This is a genomic window from Streptomyces sp. NPDC060031, assembly GCF_042736805.1.
In the GTDB taxonomy this organism is placed as follows: Bacteria; Actinomycetota; Actinomycetes; order Streptomycetales; family Streptomycetaceae; genus Streptomyces.
In genome coordinates this window covers 1-14568 of record NZ_JBHWVM010000084.1, presented here as the reverse complement: position 1 = coordinate 14568, position 14568 = coordinate 1, and the positions used below count along the sequence as shown (strand labels likewise).

10 protein-coding genes and 2 pseudogenes are annotated in these 14568 nt (G+C 70.9%); 5 read left to right on the top strand and 7 right to left on the bottom strand.

Translation table 11 applies throughout. The features are described from left to right. Positions 1–243: 243 nt before the first annotated feature. Complete coding sequence (locus ACFWB8_RS29165; RefSeq protein WP_385233501.1) at positions 244–591, bottom strand: nuclear transport factor 2 family protein; 348 nt, start codon at positions 589–591, stop codon at positions 244–246. After that, positions 588–1217, bottom strand: coding sequence for a TetR/AcrR family transcriptional regulator (locus ACFWB8_RS29160; protein ID WP_385233498.1), 630 nt, complete (start codon positions 1215–1217; stop codon positions 588–590). Before ACFWB8_RS29160 ends, ACFWB8_RS29165 begins: the two co-directional genes overlap by 4 nt. A 439-nt stretch (positions 1218–1656) precedes the next feature. Between ACFWB8_RS29160 and ACFWB8_RS29155 the strand changes: the two genes are divergently transcribed. Genes ACFWB8_RS29155 through ACFWB8_RS29145 form a run of 3 tightly spaced genes read left to right on the top strand, consistent with a single transcriptional unit; the run spans position 1657 to position 6412 of the window. Continuing rightward, entirely contained in the window at positions 1657–3102 is a 1446-nt protein-coding gene (locus ACFWB8_RS29155) for an acetyl-CoA carboxylase biotin carboxylase subunit family protein (RefSeq protein WP_385233495.1), read from the top strand. Then, a complete protein-coding gene (locus tag ACFWB8_RS29150) occupies positions 3099–5099 on the top strand; it encodes a PEP/pyruvate-binding domain-containing protein (RefSeq protein WP_385233492.1) in 2001 nt (666 codons plus the stop codon). Before ACFWB8_RS29155 ends, ACFWB8_RS29150 begins: the two co-directional genes overlap by 4 nt. A gap of 56 nt (positions 5100–5155) precedes the next feature. After that, complete coding sequence (locus ACFWB8_RS29145) at positions 5156–6412, top strand: MFS transporter (RefSeq protein ID WP_385233488.1); 1257 nt, start codon at positions 5156–5158, stop codon at positions 6410–6412. Between the two features lie 307 nt (positions 6413–6719). On the opposite strand, the gene ACFWB8_RS29140 is transcribed toward ACFWB8_RS29145, so the two are convergent. Further along, positions 6720–8054: a GH1 family beta-glucosidase gene (locus tag ACFWB8_RS29140; RefSeq protein WP_385233485.1), complete on the bottom strand. Its 1335-nt coding sequence runs from the start codon at positions 8052–8054 to the stop codon at positions 6720–6722. A gap of 64 nt (positions 8055–8118) precedes the next feature. Here ACFWB8_RS29140 and ACFWB8_RS29135 point away from each other — a divergent pair, with 64 nt between their 5' ends. Continuing rightward, a complete protein-coding gene (locus tag ACFWB8_RS29135; RefSeq protein WP_385233482.1) occupies positions 8119–8769 on the top strand; it encodes a TetR/AcrR family transcriptional regulator in 651 nt (216 codons plus the stop codon). On the opposite strand, the gene ACFWB8_RS29130 is transcribed toward ACFWB8_RS29135, so the two are convergent. From ACFWB8_RS29130 to ACFWB8_RS29115, 4 genes and pseudogenes are all read right to left on the bottom strand, one after another. After that, positions 8766–10028: an MFS transporter gene (locus ACFWB8_RS29130; protein WP_385233479.1), complete on the bottom strand. Its 1263-nt coding sequence runs from the start codon at positions 10026–10028 to the stop codon at positions 8766–8768. The genes ACFWB8_RS29135 and ACFWB8_RS29130 overlap by 4 nt on opposite strands. Then, entirely contained in the window at positions 10025–12085 is a 2061-nt protein-coding gene (locus ACFWB8_RS29125; protein WP_385233477.1) for an alpha-galactosidase, read from the bottom strand. The genes ACFWB8_RS29130 and ACFWB8_RS29125 overlap by 4 nt, the downstream gene beginning before the upstream one ends. A 426-nt stretch (positions 12086–12511) precedes the next feature. Next, positions 12512–12870: pseudogene (locus tag ACFWB8_RS29120) on the bottom strand (transposase); the annotation flags it as partial. 3 nt (positions 12871–12873) lie between these two features. Continuing rightward, positions 12874–13062: pseudogene (locus ACFWB8_RS29115) on the bottom strand (IS5/IS1182 family transposase); the annotation flags it as partial. Between the two features lie 357 nt (positions 13063–13419). Here ACFWB8_RS29115 and ACFWB8_RS29110 point away from each other — a divergent pair. Then, the coding region (locus ACFWB8_RS29110; RefSeq protein WP_385233474.1) for an ALF repeat-containing protein at positions 13420–14568 on the top strand (1149 nt) is incomplete at its 3' end.

The window sequence follows — 14568 nt, the reverse complement described above, 5'->3', positions numbered from 1 at the left end:
AGGGAGACCTGCCGTCTCGCACTGTCCTGCGGATGGCGTAAGCCTCACGGAAGAGCGGTCAGAACCGCCCAGGGTTGTGACCCTGTGGCAGCGGGCGGGCGTTGCGCGCCGGCTCTCCGTGAACCCGCGCGACGCGCAAGTGGAACCGGACCGGGATCGACCCGCCAGTCGGGCAAGGAGCGCGCCTGTCGGCCTGGGTGGCCGCCAGGCGTGCTCGGCGAGGCCGCCTGCAGCATGAAGCGCTCAGGCGGGGAGGAAGAACCCGGTCACGTCGGCGAGCAGGCCGTCGCGGTGGACCGCGCTGCTCACACCTGTCATGAACGTCTCGCCGTCCGGGCCGATCTGGGTCCAGCGGGCCAGCGACCGACCGTGGTGGTCGAAAACCTCTTCGATGCGGAAGCGGTGTCCGGGGAACACTCCGGCGAACCCGTTCATGTATACGTCCAGTTCGGCCAGACCGGCGACCTCGGTTCCCGGGTCCCGGTAGGCGACGTCGTCCACCGCGACCGCGCCGAGCGCGGCGAGTCGTATCGCGGGGTCGGCCGACCAGCACGCGGCGTAGTCGTTCCAGAGCTGCTGTTGGTCACTCATCGCTGTTCCTCTTTCTTGGCTTGCTTGAACGTCTTGGCTTGCCTGGCGCCAATCGAGGCCAGGGCTCCATCTGTGATGGCGTGCAGTTTGACGGCGGCCGTACCGGAGCGGACGAGGACCAGGAGGCCTTGATAGAGGGTCAGGAGCTGGGCGGCCGACATCTCGACGTCGAGCTCCGCAGGCAAGAGCTGCTGGGCGCGGGCGCGGGTCAGTGCGTCGGCGAATCCGGACTCGATCGTCTCCAGCCCCCGGCGCACGCCGGGCGTGGCCTGCGGAACGGTGAATGACTCCACCGCGCTGTTGGTGAGCAGGCACCCAGGATCGGGTTCCGGGCCCGGGTTCGCGTCGAACGCCGAGGTGAAGAACGAGCGGATTCCTGCCACCGGGTCCTGTGCGTCTCGTAGGTGGACGCGGACCCTGGCGTCGACCACCCGCTCGTTGTAGGCGTCCAGCGCGGCACTGAACAGGCCCTCCTTGCTCCGGAACGCCCGGTACAGGCTGCCCGGGTGCATTCCGGTCGCTTCCTCGAGGTCACGCAGCGAGGCGCCGAGGTATCCGCGACGACGGAACAGCCGCATGGCGGAGGCCAGTACCTCTTCCTCGTCCCAGACCTGTTTACGACCCATCACGCTCCTCGTAGTTGAACGATCGCTCACAAACTAGCATGCTCGAAGACCCGACCGGCGCTGCACGCTCCGTCAGATGCCCCTCGGCGCAGCGCGCGCCGCGTCACGATCCCGCTCTGGATGAAGGCTTGTTCGGCAGCGGGATCCTGGCTGAGCCGTGAGCCGTGAGCCGTGAGCCCTCGAGGTGGCCGCTCGGGTTCCTGACCGGCTGGTGACGACCTCCAGGTGCGCCCCGCGGACCCGTGATCCCCACGAGCCCCGCGCGGATGGCTGAAACACCCTCATACCGGCCCCACTTGGCGAGCGCGGTTGTTTGACGAACGCCCAACTGAGTAGGCGTACATCTGGGCGTCCGTACGTGGTGACACCGCGTACGGATCGTCCGCCGACGACGCCGTCGCGCCACGCGGCGGCCGTCCCCCTCGACCCCAGGAGCACCATGACTCCGATCCTCTTCGTCTATGCCAAGGGCGGCCCTCCCCTGGAGTACGCGGTCCCGCGCATCGCCGCCCACTCCGAGGTGCACGTCCTGGCGCTCGCGCCGTTGCCCCGAACCACCGAGCCGGCGTGGCTGCCCGCGTGTGCGTCGGTCACCACGGCACCGCCGGGCGAGGGGGTGGAACTGGTCGATCTGATCTGTTCCCACGCCCGCCGCGTCCGTGCCGAGGCGGTGCTGACCCTGTCGGAGTACGCGGTGGTGGCCGTCGCCCACGCGAGCCTGCGGCTGGGTCTGCGCGGTGCCGGCGAGCGGGTCGCGGGGGCGCGGGACAAGCGTCTGATGCGCCGGATCTGGCGTGACGCAGGGGTGCCCGTACCGGGGTTCGCGGAGGTCCACGCTCCGGAGGACATCACGGCCGCCTTCGAGACCCTGAGGCCGCCGCTCCTGCTGAAGGCCGCCTGGAGCGCGGGTTCCACGGCTCACCTCACCGTGTGGAACGAGCAGCAGGCCGAGGCGGCCTGGAAGACCGGGCGTTCCGTCATGGAAGCCTCCTCCGCGCAGGGTTACGCGGAACTGCACGCCGCGGACGAGGGCGTCAGCGATTTCCTGCTGGAGGAGATCGTGACCGGAGAGGCCTCCGATTGGTTCGAGGGGGACGGGTGGGGCGACTACGTCAGCGTGGAGGGGATCGTCGCCGACGGCCGCTACCACCCGCTGTGCATCACCGGGCGGATGCCGACCATCGCGCCCTTCACCGAGCGGGCGAGCCTGGCTCCGGCCGCCCTCCCGAACGCGTTGCAGCACCGGATCGAGGAGGTGTCGCGCGCCGCCGTCGACGCGCTCGGACTCGACACCTGCGCCACCCACACCGAGATCAAGCTCGGCGCGGACGGGGCCATGTGGCTGATCGAGACCGCCGCCCGCTTCGGTGGGGTGATGACCACCCGGCAGGTGGAGACCGTCTTCGGGCTCGACATGATCGGCATGCTGGTGCGCCAGTTGCTCGGCCGGGAGGTCGCCTACCCGGAGCGGATGCTGACCGAGGGGGAGGGCGCCGCCGGATCCCTCGTCGTCCTTGCCGTCGACCCCGAGGGCCGGCCCTGGACCGAACTCCCGGCCTGGGACTTCGAGGCGGTCGACTGGCCCGCCCTGGTCGCGCCGGGATCCCGCGTGGAACCGGTGCGCGAAGCCAGTCTCGCGCCGGGCAGCCCGGTCCCGCCGTACGAGGAGGCGGGAGGGGCCAATTCCATGGCCGCGCTGTGCTTCCTCACCGCCGAGTCCGGGCCGGAGCTGCTGGCCGACTGCGGCCGCATCCTCGCGGCGCTGCCGAACGCCCTCACCGCCCCGTCCGTCGCCCTCACGGCCGCCCCGCCGCCGCCCGCCGCCGCCCCCACCGAGCCCTCCGCCCTGTCCGCCGACCGCTCGACGCCCGGGAGCACCGCATGACGAACGCCTCGACCATCACTGCCGCGCCGTCCTCCCGGGGCGCCGCCGTGGACACCCTGCTCACGCTCCCCTTGTTCGAGCAACTGGCCGGGGTGCTGGGCGGGCACCCGTACGTGAAGGTCGTCGTGGACCGCGACCAGGGCCTCTGGCACGTCCTCGACAGCGCCGTGCACTCCTTCCACGTCAACTACATAGCCACCGAGATCCAGGGGCTGACCGTCGAGCAGCTCGACGCCGAACTCGACCGCTTCAACCATGACGTCTACCAGGACCCCGCGCGGCGCTTCCTGCTCGGCGTCCTGTCGCTGCACTCCCGGGGCGGTCCGGAGCGGGACGAGCCGTTCATGGTCCTGGAGACCACCGAGGCCGACACCATGGGCGCGGACCTGTTGATCGAGTTCCACGCCTTCGTACGGGCTCACCTCGATCCCGCACTGGAGCTGCTGGTGAAGCCGGCCAACCACGGGCAGGAGAACGCCCTCGCGGCGGTGCCGGAGACCGTGGTGCCCCGTGCACGGGGTCACGCGCTCCTGGCGACCGCGCCCTTCGTGCCGTTGACGCTCGCCTCGGCCACCGGCCGGCTCCGCGCCTTCGCCTCGGGCGGGGAGTACCTGGCCGCCCGCGCGGACCTGACCTGGTACGACATCGTCGCCATGCCGGTGGTCCCCGACGACATTCCGCGGCTCGCCGGTTTGATCAATGCCCAGCCCACCACTCCGCTGTCGCACACCAACATGCTGGCGGCCGGGTGGGGCATCCCCAACGCCATCGTCCGCGGAGTCCTCGACACGATCGCCGACGAGAAGCTGGACGGTGCCTGGGTCCGCTACGAGGTCACGGCCGACGGCTTCGTCATCGAGCGCGCCGAGGAGCCGTCGGACCTCGCCGAACCGACCTGGCACACGCAGCGGGTCCGCCTCGACGCGCCGCACGTGACGGACGTACCGCTCGTGCCGCTGTCCGCGTTACGCGCCGGCGACCGGAACCGCTACGGCACCAAAGCAGCCAATCTCGGGGAACTGCACCACGTACTGCGCCACGGATCGGGCCGGCTGACCGGCTACTACTCCGTGCCCCGCCCGCCCCGGACCGACCTGCTCGGTCACCTGGCCGCCCGGCTGGGGATGCCCGAGGACGGCGATCTCGCCCAGCACGCGAGCGGGTTCCTGACCCGGCACGTCAAGGCGCCGGCGGGCATCGCCGTCCCCTTCTCCGTCCAACAGCGCTTCCTGGACTCCTCGCCGGCCGTGCAACAGAGCATCGGCAAGCTGAAGATGGCCCTGGAACTGAACTCCATGGACGCCGTGGACACGGTCTGCCTCCAATTGCAGCACTTGGTGCGCACCCTCCCGGTGCCCGAGGACCTCGTGCGCGCCCTGGACACGCAGCTGGTCGAGCACCTGGCGGGCACGGGCCGCTTCGCCGTGCGGTCCTCCTCGAACGCCGAGGACCTGCCGGGCTTCTCCGCTGCCGGGATCTACGAGTCCCACACCAAGGTCACCGATCTGCCGGGGCTGCTGGACGCCATCCGCCAGGTGTGGGCCTCGTTGCTCTCCCCGCGCAGCGTGCGGCTGCGCCACCAGGCGGGCATCTCCTTGGACGACACCTACATGGGGGTGATCGTCCAGCGCTACGAGCCGTCCCCGCTCGGAGGCGTCATGGTCACCTGCAATCCGACCAACCGGGCCGACTTCCGCAACGTGTACCTCAACTGCGCGCACGGGTCCACGGCCGACGTCGTCGACGGCCGGACGATGCCCCTGCAGTACCTGTACAACACGGTCGAGGGCGGCGGCCGCACGATCTCGCTGGGCGCGGCCACCGAGGACCTGGCGCAGGACACGCGGGCCCACCTGGGTCGGCTGGCGCTGGCGGGCCGCCTGCTCCAGTCCCATTTCGCCACGGACTACACCTTCGCGGGGCCGCTCGACATCGAATGGCTGCTCGGGCCGACAGGCGCGCTCCACATCCTCCAGCTGCGCCCGTACAGCGCCTGACCCGTTGGCGCTTCCCCGCGTACCGTCCCACCGGAAGTCCCACCCGAAGGTCGCCCATGCCCATTTCCCTGCGTACGCGCGTGAAACGCCGCGTCCGTCCGCCCGCCGCGGTGCTCCGCGTGATCCGTCTGAACAACGGGTTCCAGCTGTTGTTCAACCTGCTGTGGTGGATGCCGGTCTTCTACCAGTACCAGAAGCAGGCGGGCCTGTCGGACAGCCAGATCTTCGGCATCCAGAGCGTCTACTACGTGGCCTTCTGCCTGCTGGAGATACCCACCGGCTTCATCGCCGACCGCATCGGACAGCGCCGCTGCATGCAGCTCGGGGCGGCCGCGATGACTGCGGCGAACCTCCTCCCGGTCGCCTCGCCGTCCTTCGCGGGCTTCATGGCGCACTTCCTGGCCATCGCCGCCGCCCGCTCGCTGGTGTCCGGGGCCTCCAGCGCCTACCTGTACGAGTACCTGCACGAGCACGGCGCGGACGAGCACTACGTCCAGGCCGAGGGCACCGCCCGGGCGCTCGGCCTCTGGGCGAAGATCGCCTGCTGGCCGCTGGTCGGCGTCCTGATGCACGTCCGGCACGAGGCCCCTTACGTGCTGACCGCGCTCTCCACGCTCGGTTCGCTGGCCTGCGCCGCGGTCCTCCCGGCAATCGCGGCGCCCCGCGGGGGCGGTCACCCACCTGCGGAGCGCGTCGGGCTCCTCGATTCGGCCCGCCAGGCCGCGAAGGTTCTCGGAACGTCACGGTCCCTCGGGCCTTTGATGGTGCAGGGCGTGGCCATCTTCACGCTCGCCCGGATCTGCCAGGTCAACCTCTTCCAACCGCTGCTCCTCCAAAAGGACCTCCCCGTCGCCGACCACGGTGCGGTGCTGTCGGCGATGACGGTCGCCGAGGCCGTTGGTTCGGCCAGAACCGGCTGGTTGCGCAGCAGACTGGCCGACACCACCGTGGTCACCGTCCTCAGCGTGGTCATGGCACTCACGCTCGCGGCCACCACGCTGTCGGGGAGCCTGGGCACGATCCTGTGGCTGTGCGTGTTCGCCGCCGCGGCGGGCCTTGCGTACCCGGTGCAACGCAACCTGATCAACGCGGCCATCCCGCCGACCCCCTACCGGGCGACCCTGCTGTCGGTGGAGTCCATCATCGACCGCGGCGTGTGCGCGCTGGTGGCGCTGGCCGTCGGTGCCTACCTGGCGGCGGACCGCCTCGACGCGCTCCTCGTGCACGCGGCGGCGGCCACCTGTCTGCTGCTGCTCGTCGTGGGCGTCGTCCTGGGGCGGCTGCGTCGGGACGGGGGCGGAGACTTTCAGTGAAGCGGGTGTTCGGGTACGGCGTGAACGGTTCCGGGATTCCGGCCGGCCGGCGTTCGTCCGCCGAGGCGGAGAACTCGTCGAGGTCGGTGTCGCGGAAGCGCCGGACGGTCTTGCGGTCGAGGTGGAGACGGCGGCCGGGCAGCAGTTGACGATGGCCGCCCCGCGGGGCGGCCATCGTGGGGCTACGAGCCGTTCGGCTGGCCGCTGCTGGACCTCATGGCCGCGGCCGGACAGCCGCTCGGATGCGAGCTCAGCATCCGGGTTCCGCCGGAGCTCGTACGGTATTCGCGCGGGCCCGGCGGGCGGCTCAGCCGCGCTGCGCGCGGATGAGGTCGCGGTACCAGGCGAAGGACGCCTTCGGGGTGCGGACCTGGGTGTCGTGGTCGACGTGCACGAGACCGAAGCGCTGATGGAAGCCCTCGGCCCATTCGAAGTTGTCCATCAGGGTCCAGGTGAAGTAGCCGCGGACGTCCACGCCCTGGGCCACGGCGGCGTCGACGGCCTGGAGGTGGGTGTCCAGGTAGTCGATGCGGTCGAGGTCGGGGACGGTGCCGTCCGCGGTGACGACGTCCTCGACCGAACAGCCGTTCTCCGTGATGTAGACCGGCGGGAGGGCCGGGTAGCGCTCCTTGAGGCCGACGAGCAGTTCCCGTAGGCCGTCGGGGACGACGGGCCAGTCGAAGGCGGTGCGGCGGTAGCCCTCGATGGGGGCCTCTTCGAACGGCAGGCCCTCGGACGTCGGAGCCTGGATGCGGGTCGGGTTGTAGTAGTTGACGCCGAGCGCGTCCAGCGGGGCGGAGATCAGTTCGAGATCGCCGTCCTGGACGGAGCCGCCGAGAGTGGCGTCCGCGCCGTAGGCCGACAGGTCGGGGTAGGCGCCCGTAAGGATCGGGTCGTTGAACAGGCGGTTGTGGAGGTTGTCATAGGCCTGCGCGGCGGCGCGGTCGGCGGGGGCGTCCGAGGCGGGCCAGACCGGGGTGCAGTTGTTGGCGATCATCACCTGGAGGCCACGTGCCCGCAGCTCCCGCAGGGCGAGGCCGTGGCCGAGCAACTGGTGGTGGACCACCGGCAGGCAGTCCAGGAACAGGGTGCGGCCCGGCGCGTGGATGCCGAGGCCGTAGCCCCAGACCGCGTGGATGAACGGCTCGTTGAGCGTGATCCACTTCTGGACGCGGTCACCCAGCCTGTCGGCCATGATGGCGGTGTACTCGGCGAAGCGGTACGCGGTGTCGCGGCTCAGCCAGCCGCCCTCGTCCTCAAGGGCCTGCGGCAGGTCCCAGTGGAACAGTGTCGGGACGGGTTCGACGCCGCGTGCGAGCAGGCCGTCGACCAGCCGGTCGTAGAAGTCCAGGCCCGGGAGGTTGACCTCGCCCTTGCCGGTCGGCTGGATCCTGGGCCAGGCGATGGAGAAGCGGTAGCCGGTGAGGCCCGCCTCGGCCATCAGCGCCAGATCCTCCTCGTACCGGCGGTAGTGGTCGCAGGCCACGTCACCGGTGTGCCCGTCGCGGACCGTACCGGGGCGGGCAGTGAAGGTGTCCCATACCGACGGTCCGCGGCCGTCCTCCTTGGTGGCGCCCTCGATCTGGTAGGACGCCGTCGAGGCACCCCAGACGAAGTCCGCCGGCAGATGGTCCAGCTTCATGTACGACAACCTCCCAAAATATGAGCCTGACTCATGTTAGCTCGCTTGATGGGATGATGGAACCGTGAAGCAAGATCGCACCTCGGGGACGCTGCGCCGCCGGCCCGTCCAGAAGCGCAGCGCCGAACGTTTCGAACGGCTGCTGGACGCCTGCGCCGAACTCCTGGACGAGGTCGGCTACGCCGCGCTGACCACCAAGGAAGTGGCCCGCAGGGCCGAGGTGCCCATCGGCACCCTCTACCAGTTCTTCTCCGACCAGGAGGGGCTGATCGGCGCGCTCGCCGCCCGGAACCTGGAGGCCTTCCTGGAACGGGTCGCGGTCCGGCTGGAGCGCGAGAAACCAGAAGACATCTCGGGCCTCGTCGAGGTGGCCGTCGAGGAGTACGTCGCCATGCGCCGGACGATCACCGGTTTCGGCGTGGTCGACTTTGGCGCGGCGGGCCGGGACCATACCCTCGATCCGGCCCTGGACAACAACACGGCGGTCGCCGGCCGGCTGCGCTCCCTGACCGCGTCCCTGTCCGGCGTTCAGGACGACGCCGAACTGGAGATCGCCGTCCGGGTTGCCCTGGAATGCGCGGACGGCGTGCTGAGACTTGCCTTCCGTACCGATCCGCAGGGCGACCCCCAGCTGATCGCCGAGTGCAAACGAGTCGTCAACAGCTATCTGAACGATCGAATCCGGTCACTGGGGACGAGTCGGGGAGGGCGCTAGCGGACGCTCCTGACCTTCCAGACCAGTACCGCGCCGAGCGCGGACATGGCCGCGGAGCAGAGGAACAGCGAGCGGTAGCCCCCCAGATCCCCGAGCGCGACCGAGGCGATCGGGGGTACCAGAACGTAGGGCAGGGAAGCCATCAGGTTGGCCAGGGCCATGTCCTTGCCGCGGTCCGCCGAGGTGGGGAGCACCTCGGTGACCAGGGCGGTGTCGACGGCCAGGTACACGCCGTAGCCCAGGCCCAGGATGACGGCCGCGACCAGGGTCATGGTCCAGGTGGGCGACAGGGCGAGCGGGATCGCGGCGACGGCCATCGTGAGGCCGCCGAGGAAGACGAGCACGCGGCGCTTGCCCAGCTTGTCGGAGAGCCAGCCGCTGAGGACGACCGTCGAGATCGTGGCCAGGCAGTTGACGCCGACCACGATGAGCAGGCCGTCCTCGGTCGACTGGCCGGGGAACAGCTGCTCGTAGTGCAGGACGTCGTCCAGGAAGTACGGCATGTAGAGCGTGCCCAGGCCGTAGCCCAGCCCCATGATGAACCGTGAGCTCATCGCCCAGACGAAGTCGGGGTGCTCGCGCGGGCTGATCCGGTAGCCGTCCAGGAAGGCGCGCAGCGAGAACGGCTCGCGGTGGTCGGGGGGAAGCTGCGGGTCCTTCATGACGACCGCGAACAGTACGATCATCAGCGGGAACGCGGCCATCAGCACGTACTGCGCGGAGAAGCCCGTGACCAGCCCGAGCAGCAGCCCGCCCGCGATCAGGCCGCCGGCCTGCGGGACCGTGGCCCAGCCCAGCACCACACCGCGTTGCGCGACGGGGACCCGGTCGGGTATCACCGGGGCGAGCCCGGCACCGATGATCATGAAGGCGGCGGACAGCACGAGAGAGCCGAGCGCGATCCCGGCGACCGTCGTCTGGATGCCGGTATAGAGCAGCGCTGCCGTGCAGACCAGCGAGCCCGCGATCATCCACGGCCGGCGGCGGCCGAAACGGCCGGTGGTGCGGTCGCAGAGCGCGCCGGCCAGCGGCGCGATGATGATTCCCGAGATCGCGCCCATCATGCTGACCCAGGCGTAGCTGCCGACCTTCCCCGCCGGGTCGATCTGGGCGATCTGCTCGGGCATCAGGAACGTGGTCGGCACTTGCATCGGGATGAACATCCCGGTGTTGGCCAGCACGTACAGGGCGATCCAGCCGGGGCCGACCTTGCGGGTCGGCTCGGCGAGGGCCTCGGGCCGTGCGGGGGCGAGGCTCATCGGGGCACTCTCTTGAGGTGGACGAGCTCGCTCGTGCAGTCGAAGGCCAGCAGCGGCGGGAGGCCGTGACTGAGCAGGACGGCGCCCTCGTGGACGGCGCCGGTGTCCTCGTCCCGGTAGCGGGCACGGGGGTCGAGGCCCTTCAGCCGGGTGCGGGCGACGGTGCGGTTCAGCCCGGACGGCTGGAACTGGAAGACGACGACCTCGTCCCCGGTGAGGTACTGCACGGCGCCGTGCCCGAGGCGATACAGGGCGCCGCCGTGCACCACGGGCCGGATCCGCTTGTACTGTTCGACCAGCGCCCGGGCCCAGGCCAGCTCATCCGCGCTCCATTTCCGCAGGTCGCCGCCGATGCCCATCGCTCCGGCCATCGAGACGTGGAAGCGGTACCGGACCGGGGCCGGACGGGCGGTGAAGCTGTTCGGGCTGTCGGTGACCCAGGCGCCCATGGTCCGGGCAGGCAGCAGCTGGCAGTGGCCGTGCTGGATCGCGACCCGTTCGGCGGCGTCGGTGTTGTCGGAGGTCCAGACCTGGTCGGCGCGGGCCAGAACGCCCAGGTCGGCCCGCCCGCCGCCGCCCGCGCACGACTCCAAGTACAGGTCGGGACGGGCGGCGCGCAGCCGGTCCATCACCTCGTATACGCCGCGCGTGTGCTCGATCCAGACCCGGTCGGGGTCGGCGGCCCCCGGCTGCCCCGCCTCGCTGAAGGACCGGTTCATGTCCCATTTGAGGAAGGCGACGTCCAACTCGGTGACGGTCCTGACCAGCCACTCGACCGCCCATTCACGGACGTCGCGGCGGGCGAAGTTCAGCACGTGCTGGTTACGGCCCTGCGTGCGCGTACGGCCGTCCTGGCAGAGGATCCAGTCAGGGTGCGCACGGAACAGGTCGCTGTCGGGGTTGACCGCCTCGGGCTCGACCCACAGGCCGAAGCCCATGCCCAGCGCGCGAACGTGGTCGGCGAGCGGGCCCAGGCCGTCCGGGAAGCGGTCGGGGTTGGGCCACCAGTCGCCGAGCCCGGCCATGTCGCTGGTGCGGGCGCCGAACCAGGCGTCGTCCACCACGAAGATCTCGACGCCGAGACCCGCGGCCAGCTCGGCCAGCTCGGTCTGCTGCTTCTCACTGATGTCGAACTCGGTCGCCTCCCACGAGTTGAAGATCAGCGGGCGTTCGGCCGGCCGGGCGGGCAGCACCTGGCCTTCGATGTAGGCGTGCCAGCGGCGACTGGTGCCGCCGAAGCCGTCGGGGGCGTACAGCCCGGTGAAGACGGGGGTCTCCAGGCGCTCGCCGGGGAGCAGTTTCCAGACCAGGCCCTCGTGGCCGAAGCCCCCGGTCCAGGAGGCGCGGCCGTAAGGGTCGCGGCGCAGGGTGACCCGGCGGCTGCCGCTCCAGGCCAGGGCCGCGCTCCAGACCTCGCCGTGCTCCTCGGCGGCGTCGTGCGCGTCGAGCATCAGCCAGGGTCCGGCGTGCTGTCCTGTGATGCCGAGGCGACTGGTGAACACCGTCTCCCCGATGGGCACACGGTCGCGCTGGAGCTGGAACTCCCTGCCCCACTCTCCCACCACATGGCTGACCCGGTAGTCGTCGCGGGCGGGCAGCGTCCAGGAGGCGGAGTCGAACCGCAGGACGTCCACCGGCTCGTCCGCGGTGAGGACCGCCCAGCGTTCCATCTGGTCGTGGCCGTCCCGGATCCGGTAGTGCAGGTCGAGACCCAGGGAGCGGACGCGGTCGGTGAAGGAGAGCGTGAGCAGGCCGTCCTCAGCCCGGTGCGAGACGAACCGCCACTCGAAGCCGCGCACGCCGTCGTCGAACCGGACGGTCAGCGATGGTGCCCCGAACCGCAGGCCGCCCTCGACCACGTACTCCTCGCCGCCGGGGTCGTCGCCGCCGGGGTCCTCGGCGGGCAGGTCGGCCGCGATCACGACGGCCTGCTCCAGGGTCAGCGGCCGGCCCCAGTGCACGTGCCGGGGGACGTCGTCGGCGTCCAGCTGGAAGGCGTAGGAGGTGCCGGGCGTGCTCAGCAGCCACAGGCGGGCTTCGGAATGGTAGGTGATCACACGCGGCCTTAATGTGAGTACGGCTCATGTTTTGTGCGCATGCTACGTGAGCGCACCTGCAACGCCAACCCCCTTGACGGGGGCTGCCGTCGGGAAATGGAGAGGATCGCTCCAGCGGGGGCGGGGCCCTCGCATGCCCGAGAGCGGGAGCGCCGATTCCGGCTGTCGGGATCAGGGAGTGGGCGGTGCGGAGACGACTGCGGTGTTCCGCCGGCGTGCCGTGGTGGCCTGGCTCCTGGAGCACGGCAAGCTCCAGGTCCCCACCACCCCGCCCACAGCCACCGCGCGGCGGCCGGGCCTACGTGGACTTGCCCTGGCCGGTCCGGGGGAGTCTCGCGTGTGCGCGCGGCACGACTGCGGTGGTGTGGTCCCGGTGTGCTGTGGCGCCGAGCACGGGCGAGAGGCCGAGCCGGTGCACGCCTGCTGCGAGAGACGGCGGAAGCAAATGAGCGCTGTGGCGATCCAGCGAAGGCCGGGAAGTGTTCCGCCTTGCGCTCGTAGCGACGGTGTAGGCGGCGGCACCCGGCCAGCCGCGCCACCGTCCGCTCCACGGCCCAACGGCGGCGGCTCTGGCTGCCGTTGCGAGGATTCGATGCCCCTGTGGGCCATGCGCGGGACGACGCTCCGGGCGCGGAGCCACCGGCGCAGGTGGTCATGGTCGTAGCCCTTGTCGGCATGGAGCTTGGCGGGCCGTGCCGACGGGGCCCGCGCCGCGAGCGTATCGGCGGGATGCCCCGCACCAGGGGCTCCAGGCCCTGGCTGGCATGGGTGTTGGCGGCGGATGTTGTTGCCCGCGTGTGCACCGAGTCGATCGCGCACCGCGGCCAGTCCAGGCCGCCGTGCGCGCCGAGTTCGTCCAGGACCAGGCGGTGGAGCTTGCCCCACACCCGAGCCCGGCTCCACTCAGTGAACCGCCGGTGTGCGGTCGGCCCGGACGGGCCGAAGCCCGGCGGGAGTTGGTGCCACGTACAGCAACTCCCACAACCGGGTCCGGCGCCAGCCGCTCACCAGCGTCATCACGCCGGCCAGCCTAGTGATCAAGCCAGTTGACGATCTCTCAGGAGGGCGTCACCGTCTCGCGCGGTCCGGGGTGCCCGCGCCCCCCGTCGCAGACGTAAAGGGTATGTAAGATCATCTTGCATCCCAACCACGTGATGAGTCTTGATGCTTGGGTGCCCTCCGTTATGAATGACCCGGACAGGGACTTACGGTCCGTTGCGGTCGGGGCATACCGCCACGAGAACCGGGCCTCGCTCACGACGGTCCTCACAGGCGGCAGACCCTTGCATGTGCGCAGGCGTGGTTGCCTTCTCTAGCAAGTGAGGTCCTGCCGGATGAGACGGCGTACATCAACGACCGGGGCGATACCCCCCGGTACCCGCCCCCGCCCCCGCGGCACGGCGCGGCTGCGCTGCACGGTAGGCGCGCTCCTGCCCGCGGCACTGGTGGCCGGGCTGCTCACGGCCGCTCCGGCGGTGGCCCTGGAGCAGCGCGCGACGCTGGCGCGGGCCGAGGGCCGGGCCCTGGCGCTCGACTACTGGATCAACGGTGGTGCCGGGATCCGGGAAGCGGCCGAGCAGGCGCTCCTGGGCTCCGACGAGGACGTCCAGAAGTTCCTCGACGCCAACACGGCCATCAGGTACGACGACGACTACGTCGCGGCCAGCCGACTGTTCAACGCGGGCGGCCCCGCCGTCCGCGCGGCGGCCAAACAGGCCCTGAAGGGCACGCCGGCGCAGCTCGACACCTTCCTCGACAAGGGCTGGCAGACGCCGCTGGACGAGGACCGCCAGGTCGAGGTCTCCCGGGTCATCAACTTCGGCGGCGTCGGTGTGAAGGACGCGGGCCAGGCGGCGCTCAAGGGCACCGCCGAGGACCGGGCGACGTTCCTGGCTTCGGGCCAGTACGGGGCGCGCGAGACGGACAACGAGGTCGCGGTCTCGAAGCTGGCGACGATCGGCGGCCCGAACGTGAAGGCGGCGGCGAAGGTCGCGCTGCGCGGGACGGCGGACGACATCGCCGAGTTCCTGGAGATTGGGCAGTTCACCGCGCGCAACCGGGACCAAGAGTACGCGACGATCGCACAGCTCACTGAGGACGCGAAGCTGGCGGGCCGGCAGGCCGAGGACGCCACGAAGGCGGCCCTGGAGGCCTCCGCGAAGGCGATCGCGGCTTCCGAGCTCGCGAAGACCGCCGCGCTGAAGGCCGCGGAAGAGACCCGGCAGGCCAAGAACGACGCCAACCGCGCGGCGGTGAAGGCGAAGCAGGCCGCCGACGCGGCCCGCGCCGCCGCCTCCGCCGCCCAGCAGGCGATTGGTTCGGCCAACGCCGCCAACCGTGCCGCGCGGATCGCGGCGAGCGCCGCCGCGCAGACCGCCAGCGCCGCAGCGGCGGCGGCCAACGCCGCCAACGAGGCCTACAACGCGGCCATCGCCGCGGGCGGGGACGCGGGCAAGGCCGCTGACGCGCGCAACGCGGCGGCC

Coding starts and splice junctions, on each gene's coding strand:
- ACFWB8_RS29165 (WP_385233501.1), bottom strand. CDS start 591: ATGAGTGACCAACAGCAGCTCTGGAACGACTACGCCGCGTGCTGGTCG.
- ACFWB8_RS29160 (WP_385233498.1), bottom strand. CDS start 1,217: ATGGGTCGTAAACAGGTCTGGGACGAGGAAGAGGTACTGGCCTCCGCC.
- ACFWB8_RS29155 (WP_385233495.1), top strand. CDS start 1,657: ATGACTCCGATCCTCTTCGTCTATGCCAAGGGCGGCCCTCCCCTGGAG.
- ACFWB8_RS29150 (WP_385233492.1), top strand. CDS start 3,099: ATGACGAACGCCTCGACCATCACTGCCGCGCCGTCCTCCCGGGGCGCC.
- ACFWB8_RS29145 (WP_385233488.1), top strand. CDS start 5,156: ATGCCCATTTCCCTGCGTACGCGCGTGAAACGCCGCGTCCGTCCGCCC.
- ACFWB8_RS29140 (WP_385233485.1), bottom strand. CDS start 8,054: ATGAAGCTGGACCATCTGCCGGCGGACTTCGTCTGGGGTGCCTCGACG.
- ACFWB8_RS29130 (WP_385233479.1), bottom strand. CDS start 10,028: ATGAGCCTCGCCCCCGCACGGCCCGAGGCCCTCGCCGAGCCGACCCGC.